This window comes from Sphingomonas sp. S-NIH.Pt15_0812, assembly GCF_003951315.1.
Taxonomy (GTDB): Bacteria; Pseudomonadota; Alphaproteobacteria; order Sphingomonadales; family Sphingomonadaceae; genus Sphingomonas.
Map to the genome: position 1 here is coordinate 1 of NZ_QLJH01000039.1, position 22,949 is coordinate 22,949.

General features: G+C 57.9%; 24 protein-coding genes. 2 read left to right on the forward strand and 22 right to left on the reverse strand.

Annotation, left to right across the window (positions count from 1 at the left end; genetic code table 11):
- Positions 1-231 precede the first annotated feature (231 nt).
- A complete protein-coding gene (locus BRX43_RS17525) occupies positions 232-519 on the forward strand; it encodes a hypothetical protein (RefSeq protein ID WP_125996380.1) in 288 nt (95 codons plus the stop codon).
- 26 nt (positions 520-545) lie between these two features.
- Here the strand turns inward: BRX43_RS17525 and BRX43_RS17530 are convergent, their stop codons facing one another.
- Complete coding sequence (locus BRX43_RS17530; RefSeq protein WP_125996381.1) at positions 546-896, reverse strand: protealysin inhibitor emfourin; 351 nt, start codon at positions 894-896, stop codon at positions 546-548.
- Complete coding sequence (locus BRX43_RS17535; protein ID WP_125996382.1) at positions 896-1,975, reverse strand: M4 family metallopeptidase; 1,080 nt, start codon at positions 1,973-1,975, stop codon at positions 896-898. The genes BRX43_RS17530 and BRX43_RS17535 overlap by 1 nt, the downstream gene beginning before the upstream one ends.
- Positions 1,976-2,794: 819 nt before the next feature.
- Here BRX43_RS17535 and BRX43_RS17545 point away from each other — a divergent pair.
- Positions 2,795-3,190 (forward strand): hypothetical protein, encoded by a 396-nt coding sequence (locus BRX43_RS17545; protein ID WP_125996383.1) that lies wholly within the window; start codon positions 2,795-2,797, stop codon positions 3,188-3,190.
- Between the two features lie 210 nt (positions 3,191-3,400).
- Here the strand turns inward: BRX43_RS17545 and BRX43_RS17550 are convergent, their stop codons facing one another.
- From BRX43_RS17550 to BRX43_RS17645, 20 genes are all read right to left on the reverse strand, one after another.
- The gene (locus BRX43_RS17550) at positions 3,401-3,775 is read right to left on the reverse strand and encodes a hypothetical protein (RefSeq protein WP_125996384.1); all 375 of its coding nucleotides are present in this window, start codon (positions 3,773-3,775) and stop codon (positions 3,401-3,403) included.
- A 110-nt stretch (positions 3,776-3,885) separates the two neighbouring features.
- On the reverse strand, positions 3,886-4,266 hold the full coding sequence (locus BRX43_RS20610) for a hypothetical protein (RefSeq protein ID WP_125996385.1): 381 nt from the start codon (positions 4,264-4,266) through the stop codon (positions 3,886-3,888).
- Positions 4,257-8,510 carry an RHS repeat-associated core domain-containing protein gene (locus BRX43_RS17560; RefSeq protein ID WP_206433263.1) on the reverse strand — a complete coding sequence of 1,418 codons (4,254 nt, stop codon included), beginning with the start codon at positions 8,508-8,510 and terminating at the stop codon, positions 4,257-4,259. The genes BRX43_RS20610 and BRX43_RS17560 overlap by 10 nt, the downstream gene beginning before the upstream one ends.
- Before the next feature lie 1,109 nt (positions 8,511-9,619).
- On the reverse strand, positions 9,620-9,946 hold the full coding sequence (locus BRX43_RS17565) for a hypothetical protein (protein ID WP_125996387.1): 327 nt from the start codon (positions 9,944-9,946) through the stop codon (positions 9,620-9,622).
- Positions 9,947-10,030: 84 nt separating this feature from the next.
- Entirely contained in the window at positions 10,031-10,393 is a 363-nt protein-coding gene (locus BRX43_RS17570; RefSeq protein WP_125996388.1) for a hypothetical protein, read from the reverse strand.
- A 54-nt stretch (positions 10,394-10,447) separates the two neighbouring features.
- Positions 10,448-10,774 (reverse strand): hypothetical protein, encoded by a 327-nt coding sequence (locus tag BRX43_RS17575; RefSeq protein ID WP_125996389.1) that lies wholly within the window; start codon positions 10,772-10,774, stop codon positions 10,448-10,450.
- Positions 10,775-10,892: 118 nt separating this feature from the next.
- Positions 10,893-11,252, reverse strand: coding sequence for a hypothetical protein (locus tag BRX43_RS17580; protein ID WP_125996390.1), 360 nt, complete (start codon positions 11,250-11,252; stop codon positions 10,893-10,895).
- Positions 11,253-11,326: 74 nt separating this feature from the next.
- Positions 11,327-11,695: a TrbC/VirB2 family protein gene (locus BRX43_RS17585; RefSeq protein ID WP_241215044.1), complete on the reverse strand. Its 369-nt coding sequence runs from the start codon at positions 11,693-11,695 to the stop codon at positions 11,327-11,329.
- A complete protein-coding gene (virB11, locus tag BRX43_RS17590) occupies positions 11,692-12,690 on the reverse strand; it encodes a P-type DNA transfer ATPase VirB11 (protein ID WP_241215045.1) in 999 nt (332 codons plus the stop codon). Before virB11 ends, BRX43_RS17585 begins: the two co-directional genes overlap by 4 nt.
- Entirely contained in the window at positions 12,690-13,856 is a 1,167-nt protein-coding gene (locus BRX43_RS21060) for a TrbI/VirB10 family protein (protein ID WP_241215046.1), read from the reverse strand. Before BRX43_RS21060 ends, virB11 begins: the two co-directional genes overlap by 1 nt.
- Before the next feature lie 2 nt (positions 13,857-13,858).
- A complete protein-coding gene (locus tag BRX43_RS17600) occupies positions 13,859-14,536 on the reverse strand; it encodes a TrbG/VirB9 family P-type conjugative transfer protein (RefSeq protein ID WP_206433264.1) in 678 nt (225 codons plus the stop codon).
- 32 nt (positions 14,537-14,568) lie between these two features.
- Positions 14,569-15,312, reverse strand: a complete 744-nt coding sequence (locus tag BRX43_RS17605) for a VirB8/TrbF family protein (protein ID WP_125996393.1) — start codon at positions 15,310-15,312, stop codon at positions 14,569-14,571.
- A gap of 36 nt (positions 15,313-15,348) precedes the next feature.
- Positions 15,349-15,687 carry a hypothetical protein gene (locus BRX43_RS17610; RefSeq protein ID WP_164523661.1) on the reverse strand — a complete coding sequence of 113 codons (339 nt, stop codon included), beginning with the start codon at positions 15,685-15,687 and terminating at the stop codon, positions 15,349-15,351.
- A 23-nt stretch (positions 15,688-15,710) separates the two neighbouring features.
- Positions 15,711-16,925 carry a type IV secretion system protein gene (locus BRX43_RS17615; protein ID WP_125996394.1) on the reverse strand — a complete coding sequence of 405 codons (1,215 nt, stop codon included), beginning with the start codon at positions 16,923-16,925 and terminating at the stop codon, positions 15,711-15,713.
- A complete protein-coding gene (locus tag BRX43_RS17620; protein WP_125996395.1) occupies positions 16,925-19,288 on the reverse strand; it encodes a VirB4 family type IV secretion/conjugal transfer ATPase in 2,364 nt (787 codons plus the stop codon). The genes BRX43_RS17615 and BRX43_RS17620 overlap by 1 nt, the downstream gene beginning before the upstream one ends.
- 39 nt (positions 19,289-19,327) lie before the next feature.
- Positions 19,328-19,846, reverse strand: a complete 519-nt coding sequence (locus tag BRX43_RS17625) for a hypothetical protein (protein ID WP_125996396.1) — start codon at positions 19,844-19,846, stop codon at positions 19,328-19,330.
- Between the two features lie 43 nt (positions 19,847-19,889).
- Entirely contained in the window at positions 19,890-20,174 is a 285-nt protein-coding gene (locus BRX43_RS17630) for a type IV secretion system protein VirB3 (protein WP_125996397.1), read from the reverse strand.
- A 3-nt stretch (positions 20,175-20,177) separates the two neighbouring features.
- A complete protein-coding gene (locus BRX43_RS17635) occupies positions 20,178-20,516 on the reverse strand; it encodes a TrbC/VirB2 family protein (RefSeq protein WP_125996398.1) in 339 nt (112 codons plus the stop codon).
- A gap of 89 nt (positions 20,517-20,605) precedes the next feature.
- Positions 20,606-20,986: a hypothetical protein gene (locus tag BRX43_RS17640; RefSeq protein WP_125996399.1), complete on the reverse strand. Its 381-nt coding sequence runs from the start codon at positions 20,984-20,986 to the stop codon at positions 20,606-20,608.
- 395 nt (positions 20,987-21,381) lie between these two features.
- A complete protein-coding gene (locus tag BRX43_RS17645; RefSeq protein WP_125996400.1) occupies positions 21,382-21,729 on the reverse strand; it encodes a hypothetical protein in 348 nt (115 codons plus the stop codon).
- Positions 21,730-22,949: the final 1,220 nt, after the last annotated feature.

Consider the following 22,949-nt stretch of genomic DNA (forward strand, 5'->3'; position numbering starts at 1 on the left):
TTATGCGACAGGGCTGAACGAAGCGTCGATGCCTCGACTTGAAGTAGGTCAGCTCAACCGCCTTATCGAAGCACCACATCAGATATCCAAGAACCGGTTTACAATTTAACATAACATTTCTTATCGAACTAGCGTTAACTACTAAGACTAAGCCGGCTAAGATCGATTGGGTAATGGCGTAGAATTACGGTATGCCGATGGCATTTCAGGCATAGGCGCTAGGAGTAGTGAATGGATCCGCGACTAGACGGCAAGTGGAATGGATCGTCTGACCCGCGCGTTGCATTGCCCTTGGACCTATGGACCCGCGCTGGCCTGAGAGCGAAGCGCCGCAAGGACGCGATCCCCTTTTCGCTGCCTGCGTCCCTCAGCATGATCGTCTGTCTTGCGTTGGCTACCGGCATCGCGCTGTGGCTGGGTATCAACGAGGTCGCCTGGTGTTTCGGGATCGTAGCGCTCGTCTCTATCGTGACGACGCTCTGGCAGTGGTTCATCCAACCGATCCACGACATCGACTGATCCAGTCGTGTGGATCGCCGGCTCGTTCAGCGTTGGCCCGCGTGCTGTTTGCTCAGGCGGCGGACAACCGAGACAAGCTTGGCCAGCGCAGGATCGCGGATCGGCTCGGCGACGCGAAGCTCGCGGCTACGGCCGGCGATCGTCAGGCCCACCGTATAGGTGCGCGCATCCGGCCTCGCACTGTCGTTCGCGGGCGTGCAGCTGAAGAAGTCCGCCTGATCGGCAAGGGTGGCGATCTCCTGACGCTCCGGGGTGGCGAGATCGTCAAACGAGACCGTCTGCTCCTTCGCCAATCCGGGAAAATGGGCAAGCCCACCCTCGATCCGCACGCGGGCCTCGCCCGTCATCGTCTCGTCGCAGGTCTTGCCCGTTTGCATCAGATCACTCCAACTGCGCTCCAGGCCTCGGTGACGGCGGTCGCCTCGGCACTGTCCGAGCCGTACAAACGCGCCGCGACGTCGATGGTGACGCGGGCGAAGCCGGCGAAGTCCGTGTTGGCCCTGGTATTGGGGTCCAGCAGCGCATTGTACCAGATTTGCCCGGCCTGGTCCCATGCCTTTCCGCCGATCGCGGTTGCGGCCAGATAGAAGGCTCGGTTGGGGATGCCGGAGTTGATATGGACGCCGCCATTGTCCTGATTGGTGCGGACGAAGTCGTCCATGTGGCCCGGCTGCGGATCCTTTCCGAGCACTGGATCGTCATAGGCGGTGCCCGGCGCCTTCATCGAGCGCAAGGCGACGCCGTTGACCTTGGCGGTCAGCAGTTCGGTGCCAATCAGCCAGTCGGCCTGGTCGGCAGTCTGCCCCAACAGGTGCTGCTTCACGAGGCTGCCGAAGACGTCGGAAATGCTCTCGTTCAGGGCCCCAGATTGGTTGAAATAGGCAAGGCCCGCCTCCTTCTCGGTGACGCCGTGGGTCAGCTCGTGACCGATCACGTCGAGCGAGATGGTGAAGCGGTTGAATAGCTCACCGTCGCCGTCCCCGAACACCATCTGGGTGCCGTCCCAGAAGGCGTTGTCATAGTCCTGGTCGTAGTGGACCGTGGCGTCGAGCGGCATGCCAGCATCGTCGATCGAGTTGCGCTGATACGCTTCCCAGAACAGCGCGAACGTCGCGCCGAGCCCATCATAGGCCTCATCGACCGCGACATCGCCGGTGGGCGCGTCGCCCTCGCGACGCACGACGGTCGCCCCCGGTGCCTCGGGTTCGCCGCCCGCATCACGGATCGTCCGGAGCGGGCTTGGCGTCAGGATATTGCCCGCCGCGGCGCGACGCCGTGCGATTGCGCCCGTGACCGGCCCGGCAGTGCTGGCGCGGACGATCCGCATCGTCGGATCGACCAGCAGGCTGCGGACCGCCATCGCCCGCAGCTCGGGCGAGCCATTCTCGGCGATCTGCGACAGGATGTAGGGCGGCAGGATGCAGTGAAGCGAATGACGATGGGTGGAGGTGCACATGGTCGTATCTCCTCGAGGGGTCTGGGTCACCCGCGACCTCAAGCCGCTCAGACGGCGCGGTGCCGATCCTCCAGCGGGTCCAGGCCGCAGATGGTTCGGCAAGCGGATCCTCGTTGAGACCACGTCGACGGCGCAAAAGAAGGACGGGCATGTCAGCCTCGGCCGCGACCAGCTGCAGACGGCGGGTTGCCACCATGGAGACTTTGCTCGCCTCCGCGACGATTGCAGATGGTGTGCCGTCACGTACCGCATCCTCGATCACCGCCAGGAGGGCCGCGTCATCTCGGGGTTGGGCATGGATCACGGCTGCGGCCGGTAGGCCGATCTGCTCCAGCCCCGGCGCGTACAGGTCGGCACGACAGCTCGCCCACAACACCGGTCCGCCTGCCGCAGCAGCTTCACGCGCGGCGATGCTGGCGAGGAAAAGGGTCGTTGCTGCGTCGTCGACCATCGTGGCGCTCTGCGCCGTCGCCTCGTGTAACGCGCCAGCGCGAAGGCCCCCTGCCCCGAGCCGCCCGTCGATCGCGTCGACGCCGAAAGGCATAATGCGGAAGTCGGTCCCGGGTGTGGCGATCGTCCGCAGATGCGCGCTGGTCGGCGCTGAGTGATCAAGGGCGGTGGGCATAAGGGCTAGACTCTGCTCGTTCCCCATATGTTCCACTGAGAGGCTCAAGGCGTCAACCAAAATTCCCTTGCTCTCTCCACTTCCCCACAAATTTTTCCAGCAACTCAGGCTATTCGCTTTGCAGATTGGGAATCTCATCCCAAAAGCTCATCGGTAGGGGCCCTGTCTCTCCTACATCGACAAGGAGAACAAACATGGCTTTGCTGAAGACGATCACCCCCGCCCCGGTTCAGGCCTTCACAACGCGCAGTGACCTGACTAACGCCGCTTTAAGGACGTTCCAGGGTTTGACGGCCCTCGGTCTAAGCATCGAGATTGCCCACGCCGGTATGTCAGCGCCTTTGACCTTCGTTCTCGGAACTGGGGTGATTTTGGCGCAGACGATAGCGTGGGTTGGTTGGAAAAATGAGCATGTGCGCCATGTTCAGGCTGCTGCCCGAGCAACGACGACACGGGGGCGCTATGACTGCCCCAGTGTCACTCGCTTGGCCTGGTATACACCCCGGGTCACAAAACCGAAACTTGTCACTTACACAATTTGTAAATTAGGCGTCACGTTTTCGCTGGCGCAAACTATTGCTACCACGTGATTGCTTTCGCCAATTTGGTAAGCTGGATTGACGATGAACCGAATTACGTCTAAACTTAAGACTTTTGACGACGTATGTGCATATTTTAGTCGCTTGACCGCCCTAAACTGACAGTCAACTTGTAGATGGTTATTATATTTATGAGATAGGCTCTACGTTTGACACCATCCTACATGCATTTTTCGACTATATAACATAGTTATACTTTTTCTATTGAATGGTTTCTAGGAAATAAGGAGCACGAGTAGTCCAGTTACCTAGCTGATTGCATTGACTAACGCCATTATTTGCAGGCTCGCCTTGATTAAAGTAAAATTGCGCGCGTCCTTTAGCCATTTTCAACGTAATAAGCGCACTATACCAGCCTGCGCACGCTTCTTTGGGAGTTCCTTGGGACGTTACACTTAGGGAGCACACATTTATTATGCCCGCATCCTTCATATCTATCTGAAGGCTTCCGTCTTTAGACAATCCCAATCTTACATTTAAGTTGATTTCACAAATTTGAGCTTGCGCTTGCGAAGTCACTGCACACACCAAAATAATGGCCATGCTAATACAAGTGCATTTTGCCTTGATATTCATATTCTATCCCCTTTTTTATACCGACAATAGTATCTGATATATCTTTTTATAGCATATTGCTCACAAAGATTATATTTCCATTAGTCGATTTATAGACATTTGTATAAGTATCAACCTCGAATTGTTATGATCGTCATAACGTCAGAGCTACGGCAGTATCCTTGAATTGGTGCTACACCTTGAGCAATATCATCCCCCTGCTGCGTAGAATAATAAGCCTTTGACACCACGTAGCCGATAGCGGTTACCTTGTGCCCGCGACGCGCTACCGCACGGTCAACGCTTTTCAAAGGGTACATCGTGGCATCTATGCACATGCTGCTATCCTTGGCCTTCAACGCGGCTCGAGTACGATATAGAGTGACTGTAGTACCCGCCACATCAAGGTAACCAACTACAGCCGTCTTCATTTGAGGAGAAAGAGTATTGGGTGTGGAAGTGGCCACCGCAATTGTCAGAATCGGCAAAAAAGCAGAGCTAATTAGCGGCATGGGTTCACCTTTGCTGCGGTAGGATTGCGACGAGCATTGTAGGCGTTCAAGGCATTCCCGGCTAAGGCTCGATAAGCTTCACGGGGCATTGATTCAGCATCATATCCCTTAGGCGTAAGCCGGTCGACGACAATCGAGCCAGGTATCAGGCCTGGCCGCACAACCGTGACACCAATCTTGCTGATGGTGTAGTTCGGAATTTGCCTCAGTGCGGGGGTGATGCCATCCCCTGGGCCGGGATAAGGGAAATGCGCGCGATTGCTCTCAATTGCGCTTCTGATTGGATTGCCCTCGTGCAGATGGGCGATGAAGGCGAGCTTCTTCGTAGGATCGGCTTTTACCGTAGGCCCAGTCTGAGTGATAGGCCTGCCACAGGTATCTGTAGTGTCGACTGACTTGGCTTGGCTATCCTGCGTGCTACCGTCGGCATAGCCATAGTAAAGCGGCTCGACAGGATATTGGTTGAAGTTGAATGACCCCATACCTGAAAAACCGCGATTGCGAAATGCTGTTACTACGATATCATCAAAGGCAAAGCTTTGAAAATACGCAGAGTTTGTCAAGGTCTGCGCCGCGTAAATAGCGCTTGGCGGAAGCAGAAGGAATGGAATCATTCCACTCGGATCGCGATTGTTAATTGGGTCGTTTTCTCCATAGGCATACCAATTGAGCCCGGCCGCATAGCCTAGCGGATCGGGTTGCAGAAATCGGCCCAACGAAGGAGAGTAGATGCGAGCCTTGTAATAGGAAAATCCATATTCAGGCAGCCATACCTGTCCCGTATACTGAAATCGGCCTTCATTTGTGGCGTTCGGGATGCCAAATTCGTCGTAGCCGTTAGTCGCAGTAGCAACGCCGCTGGCATCGGTCCTTGCAGTTATTGAGCCTCGCTCGTCAGCGACGAGATAGGTTTTTGCTCCTGAAGCATCATACTCCACTAGCGGTTCGTCGTCACTAGGTCCGAAGACGTACCGACGTAGCAGAGCTCCAGATGTCCGGCTGACCTCCGCAGCAATCTGGCCTCCGTCATAAACAAATCGGTTACCGTCGCTTCCGCCACCATCATACTGGATTAAACGACCGGCGCCGTCATATTGCAGGCCATAGTTTCCGCCCACATTACTCAGGAGGTTTTCTGCTGAATATGTGTAGATTGATGAGCCTGATCGGGAGAGATTGCCACGGCCGTCATAGTCGAAAGTCAGGCCTCCTGCCCCGGTATACTGATTAAGCGCGTTGACGGTGTAGTGCCTGTCAACATTCACATAAGCGTGAAATGCATCCTTGCCGTGCACTGTGCTTTGGCTCGTTATTTGACCTAAGGCATTGTAAAAAAACGTTTTATTCTGGTCATCAGCTGATCCAGCTAAATCAGTCGTCAGTTCAGCTAGGTTAGAGGCAGCATCATATCGATAGGTCGTGCGGACGCCATTACCACGAAGGATGCTTGTTCGACGTCCAAAATCATCGTAGCCAAACGTTGCGACAGCCGCGCCGCCCTTTTCTTTGATCGAAAGCATGTTGCCGGCATCATCGTAGGTATAGTCGACGTAGAAGCCATCGGCCCACGACATCTGAGTTCGATTTCCGGAATTATCGTACTGAAAAGCAACTGTGCCAAACGGTTGTGCAGCACGCGTCATACGGCCGAGTGCATCCCATTCATAAGTAAGTGCCGTCGTTCCCGTTACCGACAGGGGGTGCCCTAGCAAGTCGTAATCGTAGCTGGTTTTTCCCTCCCCGTTTGGCAGGGTCTTGCTCATTATCCGGCCTAGGCGATCGTGCTCGAATGCTACGGATGTGCCGTCACGCAGCAGGCGCGTGACGACATTATCATTTTGATCATATGATAATTTTTCGATTTGCCCATTGGCAAAGGTTGCACTCGCCAGCCGGTTAAATCCGTCATAGCTGTAGCTCGTAAGATTGCCTAATGCGTCGCGCACATCAGCAATCTGGCCATCATCGGTGAAGCTTTTCACGACGCTATCGGCCTGCACGTCGGAGCCATAGCCAGCCGTAACCTTTGTCTGCCGGTCTGCCCGGTCATAACTGTACTTGGTGATCCGATCAGGTCCAGCGTCACCCTCAAGCTGCCGGGAGCAAGCTGATGTTGGTAGTGCGTTCCACTGAGCCGCGTTCATTCGAACAGCCACGCAATCCAGCCTGTTGACGGCATCATAGCTGTACTGGGTAACGCCAAGCACAGCGCCGCCACCAACCAGCCGGCTTGTTGTCTTGCGACCAAGCGCATCGTAATCGTTTTGGAATTGCTGCGCTGCGGTAAAGCTAGACCAGCTTGTGTCCGTGGAGCTGTTGACCGTGCCGATCAGCGTCTGAAGCACCTGACCATCATCGCCGTAGAGGTATCGTAATGCTCCGTTCTTGCGAGCTTCACCACCATCGGGATCGGGCCCGATCATGCCAGTAAGTTGCCTGCCGCGATCGAAAGTATAAACGATTCTATCTGCTGTTCCGGGCTGGGGGCCATCTTCTGACACCATATTGCCGACTTTGTCGTAGGAGTAGATAACGACAGAAGCGATTGATCCATCACCTGATCGTATCGTCCGTCCGACCGGCCAAAGATTGTTCGGCGTTCCGACCTGTTGCGGACCATAGTCGATAGACTCAATTGTCTCGTCGCTGGAGCCCGCACAGGTAGCGGCACCTACAAGCGTGAAGGGCCCTTGTCCTGGAGATCCGCTCAAGGCCGCCCCCGCCTGTGTTCGGCAACGCGAGATTTGAGAAAGAAGCGTGATCGGCTGCCCCGAGGCTGACACCGTACCAGACGCATTCATCAGATAAGCTTGCAGCGTTATGTAGGTATAACGGACCTGCGGCCTCACCCCGCCCGGAACCGCAGCCGGGGCGGTGACTGACTCTAGAAAACCATCCGCTGTGTAGGTGTAATCCGTTTCGTTCCCAGTTGCGTCTTTTGACCAGTTTGGCTTGTTACATTTAACTGGATTACTACAATCAGTATCAAACCCATTGTATAACGTAATACTTTGCAAGTCGGAGCCAGTTTTAGGCGATTTTGTTATCGATAATGGATTGCCACGATTGTCATATGAATAGCGAGTAGTGCTACCATCTTGACTAAAGATGGTGCTTACATTGCCATCACCGTCATACGAATATGTAAGAACACGCCCAAGCTTATCTGTGATTGTAGATGGCACACCGCTTGAGAGGTTTAACGCTGTTATGTTGCTCCTCTCTAATGGGTCTATTACAGTCGTGGTTACATTCCCGCTTGATACCAGATAGCTATAACTATGGACACGATCGTTACCAGAACTCGGATCTGAGTAGTGAATTGATGCTACCGTCGAATAGACGCCATTCTGATTAGTATTGTATTCGACTCTTTTTGTTGATATGCCCACGGGAGCTGGCGTCGAGTACGATATGACATGCTGGGTTGCGCCAAGACCGGTATAGTTAAAAGTATATTTTTTGCCTAGCGTATCCGATACATCAATCAGTTGGGTGGAATAGTCGTTCATTGACGTGGGCGAATTATTAGAAGTGTACCTATCATAAATAGTTATTTTTGGCCATTCAGACGAAATATTGCAAGTATATACTTGCGGATCGCAATAGCTATAGGCCTTGTTCACTGCGACTGACGAAACAGTGGAATCCTGATACCCTGTTCGCTTTACATAGGCATGAGGTGAAAGGTTATGTAATTGCATTCCATAACTATTCTCAACGGAAATGACGATGTTTTTTATATCGTGACCAAAGTTATCGCCATTTAAGTAGTCGTAATAATACTTTTCGACATTGCCATTTGGGTACCTTATGTTATCCACTAAATTGCCGTTTGGCATACTACCAAAATATATAAATGTATATTTGATACCCTCATGATCAGTGTATTCGTACTTAGTATTGGATGTGAATGATGAACTTCCTGACTTCGTTCTAAATGTTTTAGTTACGGTTGGCGTGGTATACCTGACCACTTGACCAAATTTTTTATATTTTGCTTTTAGAATCACCCCGCCGCTACTGTTTGCACCATTGACATAGCGATCAAATGTAAAAGCTATGGTGCTGCCTCTTATATTAATGTATGCTGGGCCCGATCCATAGTCCGAGCTTGCATCCACGGAAGCAATATTGTCTGAAAGCGTAGGAACTACATTGTCGGTAGTAATGTTACCTCTAACTTTGTAGCTCCACGCCAGTGTATCGTCACTATTGCCGATGCTTAACAGCGGAACATCCAAATATAGATTTCCCGAGGCCAGATCTACACCTTGCGAGTCAACGCTTTGAAAGGTCGCTGGTACTGAGCTGATTGGACTTGGCCCCGATCCAATCTGTGCCCGTACACTTAGTGGTATCATGCAGCTACTAGCAAGTAGGTAAGCAGCGAAGCTACGATTGACAAAAGTCATGGTCATGTTTACCCCCCATTTCAGAAAATCGAAATAATCCAACTATTAAAAGCATTATGTCAAGATTTTAATTTTCTGGATCAGCTTGTTGTATGGGACAATAGCCAGATGTCCATCCGTCTGTGTACAGGGTAAAACGTCGTTTTCCCTGCATCCAGTAACTAAGAACAACGCTGACCATGGCCGCGTCTGCCTGATCGATCCTCATCCACGGTGTCCCAGATGGTGCGCATATTGTTGGCACCCGGTCGTCATCGATCCTAACCATCAACGCGCCACGTACGGAGGTTATATCTTTTATGTCGCCCGTTATATAAGAGCTCGTTACAACACTTGCTTTAACATTATTTGCGGCAGTCGCGAGTAGAGCTAGTGCCATTATAGATGTAATTTTCTGAAAAGTTCGCTTAGAGGATTTTTGGCAACATATAGCACGCTTGGTCATTATGTTCCTCCCGCCCGTTATGTTTATGCTCCACTTTTATCGCGGATAATCTATCTCTCAAGCGCTTTATTTAATCAGTCTAACTTAGAGGGCTTGTGGCGCGGATGTAGCCCAAGGCACACCCGCGCAGCCGTTGAAAAACATGACCATACGCTTTCCAGAGGCTAGCGAGGTCATGGCCACACTTAGCATCCGATTGAGTTCATCGGTACTATTCGGTGTCATCACTGCAGCGCTTGAAATTGCGCAACCATCAGGATTAATGAAATCTCCCGTTACAAATACGCGGTTACCCTCTACATACACTTCGTTAGGCACAGCAGCGGTAGTAAAACTAGACGCTTGAACTGGCATATAAAAAATATCAATGATGCTGCTAAAAAGCCACGTATGACGTTGGCAATTATATATACCCCGTTTTACATTGCGTCAATTGTTCAAATGTTTGTCCAACATGCTGCTTCGTGTCCAACTTATACAAAAGATCCATTGTTTATTCACCATCTGTCACTCTGAGAAAATCAATTCTTGGCTCAGTACCGCATCCAGTGGTGCCGCCGTCAGAGTAAACAAGCGTTACCTTGCGCTTTTGCGAAAAGGCCATCATAGCAACGGCTAATATGCTGTTATCAGTCCCCGTGTCCGGGATACGGAAATAGGCTAATGCACTGTCCGTCTCACGCTTGATGATCAAAACGCGACAGGCGGGATTAACATGCCCCTCTAGCTGATAGATCGTTCCACGTGCTACGCCGGCCCACGCTGGGTACGCGAAAGCGAGTTGGGCAAGCAGCGCCATTCCGATAAGTTTACGGTACATGGTTTTCCCCTTTTAGTTATTTTGCCAGACAGTGTCAGATGCTACCCGTTTCTCGCCCGCAAATGAGAAATGGGAAATGCCTCCTCAGGACGCTAAATCGATATAGACCGGCGCGGGTGCAGCCCCATAGGTTGGCAAAGTCTTGCAGGCACCGCTTCCCTCTAGGCCACCGTACCAAATGCCGATGCGCTTGTTGGCGTTGATGGCGCTTGCCAGTTTCGACATCCACGCGAAGCAGGTGGTGGGCTGAACGCCTTTCCAACTCTCATTCAAGTTGCAGACCTGGAAAAAATCACCGCGCCAGCCGGTTAAGATCAGCACCCGGCCGTCCCCGTACGTCAGGACCTTCACAGGAGGTGCGTCACCGCCACAATACACGTCGGCGTTGACGGGTGAGGACATCAACACCACAAACATGCTTGCAGCAGCTAGGATTTTTCTCTGCATTGCGCCCCCTTGCTACTCAATTAAAGAAATTAATCAATTAGCCTAGTTGGGAATTCACCGAAACAGAGCGTAACCAATCGCACAGTAGGGGCCATTTTTGTTGGTATAAACAGTAACCATTTTACCATTCAGGTACGATGCAGTTAGAAGCGAGACCATGGCGTCATAGTTATTGTCACTTCGATTGACATATGCCCAAGCTTCGCTGGTTCCGCACATAGGCTTTCCGTCCATGTAAATGCGGTATCCGTAATTCTGTCCGTCTGTGACTACGTCTACGCCACCAATTTTACCCGTGGTCACACCGTCCCACGCCATGGCCGGCGTTGAAACCAAAGCGATCAACGACGCAAAGAAGGCGACAGTGGTCTTTCCCGGCATGTTTTCGATCCTTGTTAAAGCATAGCGGTCGCGCGTGATGATCAGCTCTGGTCAGGTTGGCGTGCGCAAGGCAGCGGTTGGCCAGCGCCTATACGCCGTGGGTCAGTACGCGCGAGGTTTATGGCCGCGTTTCGGCATATCCGATCGTCTCGGTATCCGAAGGGCAGGCGTTGGTCCCTGACACGAACACCCGTTGCTTGGAGGAGTAGGCGGTTAAAAGGATTGCCATCTGGCTTTGCCCAGCACTCCCTTGGTCAAGCTCGTACCGATCGCCTGCACCAGGCGTGTTGCAGGATGCACCATTGCGCGTCGTATCGATCCAGACAAATACTCGTGAACCCGAGTAGCCAAAGCGCTTGATCAAGCCTTCAGCGGATGAAGCGGTAGCTGCGTTAGGCAGGATCATACCCGCGATGGCCACGCACAAACCTAGTTCCCAGAATTTGTGTGACCCGCGTAGGCGCTGATTTTCAGACATTCATCTTCCCCTTTGTTCAACACAACAAGCTTATCAAATACCACTTCCATGCCCCCATGGACTAGACGCTCACGCTATCGCACCGGCACGGCAGCTCCGGCATAAGGATCATAGACTGAGGGCTGGGGCGGCGCGGTGGCGACTGGTGCCGGTGGGATTGGTACCTGCACAGTGACCATTTCGCCGGTCGCCCTGCGACTGACATTCAGCAAACCATCGGAAATCGTGCGTGCGCCAAACAGCAGAAAGCAGCCCAGAACCACTGTCACCCCGCGGCGCAGCGGCAGCCGCCCCTGAAGCATCAGCATCCCAATAACCGCAACCGCGATCGTCGCGATCACCGTAGCTACCGTCCCTGTGGCCAGCGTTTGCCACCAGGTCGCAGCCCCGACCAGCGCTTGGCCACCATCGGGCTCGGTGAGCGGAAGGCCGGGATCAATCACGGGCAGACCAGTTCGGTCACGTGCCGTCGCCCGCCGACGCGGGCGAGCTGGACGAACATCCCGATCGAGCCGCGCACATAGTCGAGCACATCCTGGCGGCCCAGGCGCGACCCGCCTTGGAGGATCAGCAATGCGATCTGCTCGACCGCCCCTTCCGCGCTGTCGGCATGAACGGTTGCCATGGAGCCTGGATGGCCGGTGTTGATCGCGCGCAGAAACGCATAGGCCTCAGGTCCGCGCAGCTCGCCCAGGATGATCCGGTCGGGTCGCATCCGCAGCGAAGCGGAAACGAGATCGTCGGCACTGACCTGCGCCTCACCCAAGGCACCACGGGTCGCCAGCAGGCCGACCGCATTGGCGTGGCCTATACGCAACTCGGGTGTGTCCTCGATAGTGATCAGTCGCTCTTCGGCTGGTATCTCGGCGATGAGGGCATTGAGGAAGGTGGTCTTTCCGGTTGAAGTACCGCCTGAGACCAGGATGTTACGCCGGGCACGCACCGCCGCACGCAGGGCACCCGCATGGTTGCCCTCCGCGAGGTACGCACGGATCGTGGCTTCCGCCGGCCGGCCGATTGGCTGGGTACGGACATCATCGAAGGCACCGCCCGCGACATAATCATCGAGCGACATAGCACTTTGCACATGCTTGCGGATCGCCAGTGCCAGTGGCCCTCGTGTCGCCGGTGGAGCGATCGCCTGGACGCGCGAGCCATCAGGCAAAACGGCCGACAAGAGTGGGTGTTCGCGGTTGATGCCCTGGTGCGACCAGGCTGCGATCTGGCGAATGAGCTGTTCCAGAAGCGTTGCGTCGAGCGCCGGCACCTCATGCCGCTCGATCCCGCCCCCTAACGTCTCCACCCAGATTTCGCCGGGCCGGTTGATATAGATATCAGTGACATCAACCCGAGCCAGCAACGGTCCAAGGGCGGTCAGCTGATGACCGAGATAGCGCCAGCCGCCCATTGTGTTGCTGTCAGCCGGCCCGCTCTGCATTACCGCGTCGATCCGGCTGCGGTGAAGTCCAGATCACGCGCGACGAAGACGCTGACGCTTCGCCCTGCGGGCACGCGCAGTGTCGGCGTCACGTCCGCCGTTCGCGCAGTTGCCGCCGAGGTCACGGCGCTGCCGGTCGAGGGCAGCGCGACGATCACCGGCGAGCGGCTGTTCCGCGCCGCTAGGTTGACGCCGACATCGAGTGCGGATTGCAGGATCGCGCCGCTGAACCGTTCCAGAAAATGCGAATTGACGTCCGCCTTGACCCCGCCCCGGCCGAGCGTGTCGGCAGCCGGCGACCCGATCGCGATCGTCACCCCGTCGGGCCGGATCAACCGCGCCCAGAGGATCACGGCGCGCGCCTGGCCCCGCTCGGTGTCGGCACCATATTCGCCGATCAGCCGGCTGCCACGCGGGATCAGCACCTGGGTGCCATCGAAACCATAGATGTCGCGCTGCACCAACGCGCGGGCAAAGCCAGGGCTGGTGGAATCGAACGCGGTCTCCAGCACCGCCGGGATCAGCGTGCCCTGCGGCACGGTAGTTGAACGATTGGCGAGCATCGCCGCGCGGGCGCGGGTCGTGGAAAGCCGGGCCTGTTTCGGGTCGCCTGCCTTCTCGGTATCCCCTTTGCTTTCCGGAGCAGCGGAGCTGGCCTCGGTCGAACTATCGACGATCAGGGCCTGACCACTGACCGAGCGGGGGGCTGCTCGGACTGGTGCCGGGGTGTTGGCGAAGGATGGCCCGGGGGGCGTGTATCCGCTGGATACCGGCGCGGATGGTGTCTCGGACGATTGACGCGACGCGATCGTGGATGGGACAGAAGTCGCTGGTGGCAGACGATCCACGGTCCGTGTTGGCGTCGTGGCAGTGAACGGAGCCGGGAATGTCGCGACCGGCGCTGCAGGTGCTGGAGGCACATAGAGGGGTGGCGGCGCAATGCTGCCGATCTGGTCGTCCACGGTTCCCCCGACCGCCGGTGCGGTTACGGTCTGGCGCCGCGCCTCGAGCACGCCGAACAACCCCAGCCCGGCCACGACGGCGAGTGCGCCGATCGCCGGCCCCGACAGGCCACTGCGTGGGCGATCCACCACGGGCCGTACATCGCGCTCGTCGATGCGGGGATCCTGCCCCGCTGTGGCGCGGTTTTCCTGGTCACTCGCCATGGTCATTCCTTTGCCGCGGGGGGCAGACGGTCAGCGCGGGCGCGGTGGCGATCGATGCGGAACACCAAATGCGGCGAAACTCCGTCGATCACGAAGAACTTGCCGCGCATATGGCCATTGGTCAGCGTCTCCCGCCCGTCCCGCTCGCGCAGGTAGACAGCAGGGAGCGGCCCGTCGGCGGGCCAGTCGATATAAGTGCGCACACCATCGTCGCTGATCGCAGCGGGGCGCAAGGTCCGATCACCGGCCAGCTTGTACTCACCGATCATCTTGCCGGCGTGCAGGCCGCCCGGCAGCCCTTGGGGTCCCAGCATCGTCACCGCCGGATAGGTAAAGCGGATCGTGTAGGGCAGATCGCCGCTTGCCTCGGCCACCCCCGTCAGCTCGAAATTATAGGTGCGTACATCGGTGATCACCGTCAGGTTGGTGGCGATATCGGCTTGCAGGGGCTTCACGAACAAGAGGTTGCCAGCCTTGTTGGCGGTGACCTGGAAGGCGCTGCCATCGCCCAATGCGACGCTTTCGACCCGCTCATCCGGAGCCAGCTCGATCGTCACCTGATAGCCGGGCGCGGCGCGGACGCGCACCACCTGGCCGCTGCGATATTCGATCGCCTGGATATGCGCGTCGTTGAAACCGCCCCAGGGCATCTGCGCGGCCGCGTCGGTCGCGTTCAGCACCAGCGCCAGTATCGCGGCAGACCGCCATAGGGTCACGGCCGCGGCCCCGACACAGTGAGCGGGGGGGCCGGACTAACTTCCGGAGGCGTCGGCGTCGGCAACACCTCTTCACTGCGGCGGAAGCGACGGACTTGGAAGCCAAGCGGATTGACGAAGCGGTCGGCCATGCTGAGCGGTTCGCCCGAATAGCCGTAGCGGATCGCCGCTACCCAGGACCGAGCCGGCTGCGCCTGACCGCCCGCGTCGCGACGCCGGGTGTCGTAGCGCACCATGGCCGTGTCCTTGGCCAATGGGGTTACGCTCTTCACATCGACATCCACGATGGCGGACGCCGGCAAGCGGGCGAGCGGGCTGGCCGGGTTGGAGGCCTGCATCGCGGCGATGTAACTGGCACGGGCTTGGCCGGTCGACCACAGCCCCACTTTTCGATAATCGGCCTGCAGCGTGTCGCGGTCGAATCCTTCATGCGCGATGACATATTGGACCAGGAAGGATTGGGTCAGCGCGTGGTCGGCGGAGACGAGCTGCGCATCCAGGGGTTTGAGTGCCTGGACGAAGCCGGTCTGGCGGTCAACGAGCAGCGTGTACGGCACCACCGTCTTCAGCGGCAACAGCATGACCAGCGCAAGCGCCTCGCACACCGCGATCGTCGCGGTAATGCCGGCGACGATCCAGGCGACCCGGCGCGATGCGGCAAGCGCCTCGCGCCGGTCCTGTGCCCAGCTGGCGCCTTCTGCGAAATAGCGCGTCTCGTCCGACTTGGCTTTAGGCTTCATCTCTGTCCGTTTCGAATTCTGGCTCGCGGTGCCGCATCAATTGCCATAGGTCACCAGCAAGATATCCTCACCGTCTCCCCAGCGCGTACAAGTGTCCGTACCGACGATCGTGACCGGCTTGGCACTGAGATAGGCGGACATCAGCATCGCGAATTGCGACTTGCCGGCATCGCTCTTCTCATCGCGGATCATGAAGTATGGATGGGTTGCGCAGGCCGGGCTACCGCCAACTGCACCTTTGATCGTCACATAATGCAGCCCATCGCTAGATCGGACCCATAGTTTGTCGACCAAGCCACTGACCGATCCAGCGGATGCAGGGGTAGCGGCAAAGAGCAGCGCACTCCAAGCGGCAAGGCGGGCGATCTTGACCATGCCCCTTGTTCCTTTGCTGACGGTCATGCTCTGCGATCCCGGTTCTCGGCGCTGCCGGACACGCGCCGGCTGTTGCGCGGGCGGAAGCTCTGGCCGAGCGGCACGCCGCCCTGGGACGACGCATCCGCCGCCTGGCGCACGACGCTGCCGCCGACAGCCTGCGCGCGCGACGGCATGGCGGCGGCCTGCTCTTCGCGGCGCTGCGCGGCGGCGATGCTGTCGGCGATGGCAACGGCGCGGGATCGTGCTTCGGCGGGAGCGGCTGCAGTGAAAGCCCCAGATGCAGCGATACCCGGTGCACGCAGAGCTTCCCCCGGCCTCGCTGCATCGACACTGCGCACGGCGATCCCCTCCGGCAGGCGAAGGCTGAAGGCAATACGACCGATCACTGCCAATACGCCGGCCATGGCAATCGCAAAGATGCTCGCGGTCGCCAGCATCGCGACTGGAATGCCGGGGATCGCGATGTTGCTTGCCCGCTGCGCCGCCAAGTGGGACAGCCAAGGTTCGAGCAGCGCCAGTTCAACCCCCAGGATCACCGCGATGGCGGCGCTGCCAAGCGTCGCCGCCACCAGACCGCGCAGCCATCCCTCCGCCAACCCGCGCGTGAGGGCGAACAGCAAGAAGGCGATGAACAGCGGTCCTAGCGCCAGCAGCAACCCCGCCGTCAGCCGGACGAGGGCGAAGGCGCCGAGGCTGCCGACCAGGAAGACGACGCGCGACGCGCCAAGTGCAAAGCTGTCGAAATTGGCAAAGAGCGGCGGGGCCACACCTTGCGCCGTCTCGACCTGCGCGCGGGTTGGCACACCCACCCCCCTGATCGCCAGGATGCGGAAGGCGCGGTCGGTGGCGTCCATGCGGCCCGCCAGCCCACCGCTCGCCCCCGGGAGGCCCGCAGGCCGGCCGATCTCCGCCGCCAACTCGGCCGGTGCGCGCATCACCACGTCGAACACCGTGGTGCGGTAAGCCGGCCAGCTGGTTGCGAACGCCAGCACGATGCCGATCTTGGCGACGGCGAGCACGCCTTCCTGCGCGCTCGGCCTTTCGCCGAGCAGCATCCGGTAGCCGATCAGTGCCACGAACAGCGTGAGGAACGCGGCCAGCAGCAGCGACACGCTGGACCCCGGCGCCGCCAGCGCTAGATAGCCTTGCCCGCCCAGCGACACCGCCTGGCAGTCGAGATAGCCAAGCAGCCCGGAGGCAAAGGTGTCTGGCGAGGTAGGGATCGAACAGGCCATCAGGCGTCCGCCATGAGGCGCGGCAGCCACGCGGCAGGGTCATCGCCCACCTCGGCCCGGATTGTGTCGAGCAGCCGTACCGTTCGCTCGCGCCCCGACAGGATGGTCAGCATCTCGCGCTCGCCAGAGAGATCCAGCCGCGCCACGACGCTGTCATGGCCATGCTTGATCAGGAAGCAGCGGGCACTGTCAGGCAGTGAACGGACCAACTCATATTCATGAGTGGTAAGGCCGAAGCCATCGACATAGTCGCTCGCCTGGGCCTTGGGATTGGCCATGAAGATCTGGGTCGCGGCCTGTTCGACGATCGAGCTGGCGATCCGGCTCTGCAGGGCATCCGCCGCGCTTTGTGTCGCGAAGCCGACAATGCCGTTGCGCTTGCGGATCGTCTTCTCCCAATCCTTGATCCGGCGCACGAAGACGTCGTCGTCCAATGCCTTCCAACCCTCGTCGACGACGATGATGGCTGGGCTGCCATCCAGCCGCTCCTCGACGCGGTGGAAGAGGTAGAGCATGGCCGGCGTGCGGACCATCGGATCGTCGAGGATCTGGGTCATGTCGAAGCCGACCGCACGGGCGGTCAGGTCGGTGCTGTCCTCTTCATTGTCGAACAGCCAGGCGCGCTCGCCCTCGCCCCACCAGGGTTGCAGCCGCGACCAGAGGTCGCCCGCTTGGGGCCGGCGGTCACCCCGGAACAGCTCGGCGAGGTGGCGCAGCCGCCGGAAGTCGGCGGGGGCGTTGTAATTGGCATCCACTGCCGCCTTGATACGGCCCGCCTCCTCAAGGTCGACCCCGCCTGCGAGCAGTGCCAGCCAGTCGCGCAGGAACTGACGGTTGGCGGGCGTGTCGTCCAGCGCCAGCGGGTTGAGGCCGGAGGCCAGGCCCGGCCGAAGCACATCGTAGCGTCCACCGATCGCACGCAGGAACAGCTCGGCGCCGCGATCCTTGTCGAAGAAGACGATGCGCGGGTCAAAGCGGCGCGCTTGGGCAAGGAGGAAGTTGAGCACCACCGTCTTGCCCGAGCCCGAGGGGCCGATCACGGTGAAGTTGCCAAGGTCGCCTTGGTGGAAGTTGAAGTGATAGGGGCCGGCCGCCGTCGTCTCGAGCAGCGAGACCGCCTCGCCCCAATGATTGCCCTGCGCTTGGCCGAGCGCGAAGTTGTGCGCGCTGGCGAGGCCGGCGAAGTTGGCGGTCGAGATCAGGCCGCGCCGGGCGATATATTTGAAGTTGCCGGGGAACTGCGCCCAGAAGGCGGGCTCCAGCGCGATATCCTCGCGCACCGCGATCACGCCTAGTTCGGCAAGCGTCGCCTGCACCTCGGCTATGCCGGCATCGACCTCGGCTGGGCTGGCCCCGCGTACCCCGATCGTCATGTGATGCTCGCCGAACGCGGCGCGACCGGCTGCCACCCCGTCCTTGGCCTCCATCAAATTGGCGCGCAGGCTCACCGCCTCGTCCTCGGCGGACCGCATCCGGCGCAGCGCCAGGTTCATGCGGCCGAGCGCCGCCTGGCGATCGGTGAAGCCGAAGGACTGCGACAGCACCAGCTCTAGCGGCAGGCGGAGCAGTTCGTCGAACATTCCTGCGCTGGTTTGGCCGGGATAATCCTTGATCGACAGGAGGCCCAGAAAGTCCCGTGCTGCCTTTCCCGCCGGCCCGAGCTCCACCGTCTCCTGCCCGAAGCTGATCCGCCGATAGGGCAGATAGTGGCCGACATCCTGCATTGGCAGGAGCACCGGCCGCATCTCGCCGTGGAGGAGGTCGGACAGGAATTCGAGCGGCTCCGAGCACAGGCCGTCCGGCGTCTCGTACGTGGCAAGCAGGCGCGGGCCGTAGCTGCCAAGCGCCGCCATCAGCGCCTCGCGCGCGGTGTCGAGTTGGCGAAGATCATGTGCGCCGCTGTCAGTGACAGAGCCCGCCAGGCCGGTGCGGATGCGATCGAGCCAGCCGACCCGGCCTTGCAGCGGCCGGCGCACCAGGGCCAGGTAGAGATCGTTGACGTAGAGCCGCTTGGCGCCGAGCCGCGCCTGCCAGGCCTCGTCCAGCCGGGCGGAGAAGCGATCAGGGAAATTGCCGTCCAGCCCGACGTCGACCCGACGCCGTACGATATGGTGGTAGAGCGCGAAGTGCGACGATCCGATCGCCTGCAACATCGCATCGCGCAGGCGCTTGCGGTAGTTGAGCTCGTCGCTGTCGGCGGTTTCGAACAGCAGGCCGCGCAGGTGGATGACTTGGCAGAGCAGGCCATCGCGCGTCTCCAGCGTGTGCCGGTCGACTTGGCGGGCATAGGGCAGATGATGGCCGACCGGCTTCTCGCGCGCGACTATTTTGGGATCCCGGGTCAGGGCAGGAAGGAGCGTCACAGCGTGAGTCGGCTAGTCGATGGCGAAGACATTTTCAGATCAGTTGCCATAAAAGCTCATGGCGACCGCCCGCGGCGCCGAACTCTGCCACGGTGTCGGTCCGCAGCCGCTGAACCAGAGGCTGATTTTCTTGCCCGAGGCACTGGCGGTCATAGCCATGCTCATCATTCGCGCAAGCTCATCCGTATTAGCCGGTACCAATATGGCCACAGTCGAAGCGACGCACCGATCAGGGTTCGAGAAGCTACCGATCACGTACACGGAACCGCCTTCCACATGCACCTGCGTCGGCACGACGTTACCGCTGCCGCCATCCGCCAGCGCGGGCCCCGCTATCATCAGAGACGCTAGAATGACCGCCATTCGCATCACCCACGAACATTTCGAAGACGCCAGCACGACGACCTGGTTCCGTGGCACATTGCTGCGCTTAGCGAGTTCACCATGGATGAGGACGCTCTCGCCTCCTGCCCGCGCAGTGCTGGGCCCCAATTCGGGTGCCCGAGGCACTGAACCTCGGGTTGCAGCGATCGATGGACGAAGCGCCATCTTCAGCATCGGCAGAAACCTTCCCATACTGTCCCATGCCATCCTTGGCTCATCAAGGCCTGTACGAATTGCACTTCCACAGGGAATGATTTCGGACACGCGGGCAGCGCCCAACCTTGGTCAACCACAAGTCGAAGAAGCGCGGCTCGCGCACGCAGAGCAGCACGCCAGCCAAGTGCACCAGCACCGCCGCCAGCAGCACGTAAGGGGTGCGGAACACCAGGAACAACTCGGTCGCAATCACGGCGTTGGCAGTGAAATAGCTGTAGGTGACGCCAGCGAACATTTGCGGCCGGGTCAGCGCTACGAACAGGTGATCGCGCTCGATGTCGTTCATGGATCAGCCCCCGGCCGTAGCTGCCGACTGGATGCCAGCGACGATCCCTGCCGCGCCGAACAGGATGAAACAGCCGAGGATGACCGTCGCACCGTAGCGCCAGTTAATCCGTCCGGTAAGCATCATGAAGCCGACCACGGCCACTGCGATCACCGCCACGACGGTTGCCACCGTACCGAGGAGCGTGCCCTCGAGCCATCGTACCGCGCCAACGATCACGCCGGAACCGGCAGGATCGCCTAATTCCTGTGCCTGTGCCGCAGACGCGCACACAAGCGCTAGTCCAGCGACCATGGATCGCAAAGTCGTTAAATTACGCTGCACACCCCACCCCTTTGCCATTGCTTAGCCTTGCTGCGACGGCTCCTGCAAGCCGCCATTATGATTGACGCTGTCAAAATTCTTTATCGCAGCATGTTTCATTAGACCCATCAGGAATCCGGTTCCATAAAATATGGTGTTCTTACCGTCCAATCACCCAAGCCCGTGCAACTCGATACGCCAGAATTACCAGGAGCTTCCGGCGTGAAATAGAGGCGCGCCTTCGCTCGCATGCTACGGTAGGTGAGCAGCGTGCTATACCAGGCGTTGCATGCCTCTTTAGTTACGCCGTTACGATCCGATGACATCGAGCAGATATTGATGATCCCAGCCCCATCGATATCAACCAGAACACCACCGCCAGAGTCTACAGCAAGACGTTTCGTCGGATCTGCCGCGCAGATGAACGCGGCATCGGCCACCGCAGGAAGCGCCAGCATGGATCCGACAACCAGGAGAGAAGCCTTACTCAAAGCCTGTTTTAATCTCATCGTGCATTTCTCCTGCCAATGTCACCCTGCGATTATCAGGAGAGGATGGTCATATGAACGATCTGCGGGTAGCCCTGGTAACAACCGCGCACGGAAAGGCTCACGCTCTTTCCAGTTTGTTGTGCTGATAACAACGCGCTTTGTACGAATAGAGCGCGCGGCGAGTTATCCGGGTAGATGTACCACGTTGAAGATGGACACTGATCGGGATTGACCTGACTGGTGCCCACCTGAACAAGCAAGCCTGTATGCTCAAAATAGGATTCCAAGGCACCAACACGTCCAGTTGCCACTCCTTCCGCGTGAGCCACCCCACCTATAAGGATGGCACAGAAACAGGCAGTGATCGACCACGGCGCGCGACGTCGAGACATACTTCCCCCTTATTTTGAGTACTAAATGTACATAAATTCCGCCTTGCAACCGGCCGACGTCAGATGGATATAGACTGGCATCCCGGTGGTTCGAGCCGTCAGGAGGGTCGATAGGACCGCTTGCGCATTTTTGTCCTTCTCATCTTTGTCGGCACCTTGTGCATCCCAAAATATCCACGTTTCTGGTTGGCAGCTGCCGATAGCTTTATCCAAACGGAACAGGATAGTCCGTGGCATGTAGCTCACTTCTACCAAAGTCACTTTCGCTACGCCGTTAGCATCATAGCAAAACCCCGGTGTAGACGTCGCTAGACCTACGGCTATCGCCGCAGTGGCGATAATGGTACGCAGAACCATCTTTTTCATCATTTGCACCCCCACAACAAATTACGAATCAAATCACGGTTCACTCGTCATTGTGACGGTCTGAGGCTGAGCAAAAACCTGTTGCCTGCCACATCCATTAGGAAAGAAGAAGACAAGGGAGCGATTCTGTACAATCGCGGTTGTCAGCAGACTGAACGCACGATCCTTATTGGCGTCCGACCACCCTGGGTTCAGTTGGCACCAGTCCTGACAGACGTTCTCCGCCGTGAAATAAATGGCCTGACTGTCATGCACGATCACGCTGGTGGGCTTCGCCTTACAATATTCCGCCTCAGCTACATTTGGCAACAGTGCGGTGCCTAGGAAAAGCCACGACAGAGAGACCCTTTTTTTCCGGCCTATCGAATGCCTTCTCATGTGCAATCACCATAGTGGTTGGACCAGCAATTAATTACTGCCATATGCCAAATTTTACATCCAATATGGACGAGATTAAAAGGCAGATGGAACGACATAGACCCCCGCACTCGTTAGGAGCACCTGGTTTTCCTTGACCAACAGCTTCCACGTTAACTATCAAACCGTAGAAAAAGAGATTTACACCTAGAGCGTCCCAGCCTGTCCTGTCAAACGCGGCATTCTCGCTAGGCATCATCGAAGCCCCCTAAATAAGGTGTCGAGAGTATTCCACCTTATAGGAGCTTTCCTCTTTGACAGCAGTGACGTATTATGCTGTTCCTTGATGAGACCGATGGGGGGGTGTCACGATGTGGAAGTGCCTGTGCGTTATAGCGGCAATATCGCTTCCTGCTGCCGGGTCGGCTCAAACCACCAAATATACGTACGACGCACTCGGTAGGCTGAAGACATCCGAGACGACCGTTAACGGTTCGCCTGTCACGACGAACATCTCCTACGATAAGGCGGGGAACCGTACCGGCTACAAGGTGGAGGGAGGCTCCAGTGCGGGAAGCGATCCCGGCGCCGGAGCCAGTGCACCAACCACGCGCCGATTTGTGGTCGTCCCGCTCAATGGGTTTACCCTAATACCCATTGGCTGACTGTCAGCAGTGGAGCCGACGCTTGATCTTAAGCCACGGCTCCATGGCATCGGCATGTTATGCCATTAAATCTTCGCGCCATAGATCAGCCCACCCTATAAACCAAAATGTATCCCCCTGATCCGCAGGTTATGCCGTCGTATCCAATGTTCACGGTCTCCTTAGTGCTGTAGGCGAGTAGAAGTCTGCTGAGGATTTGAT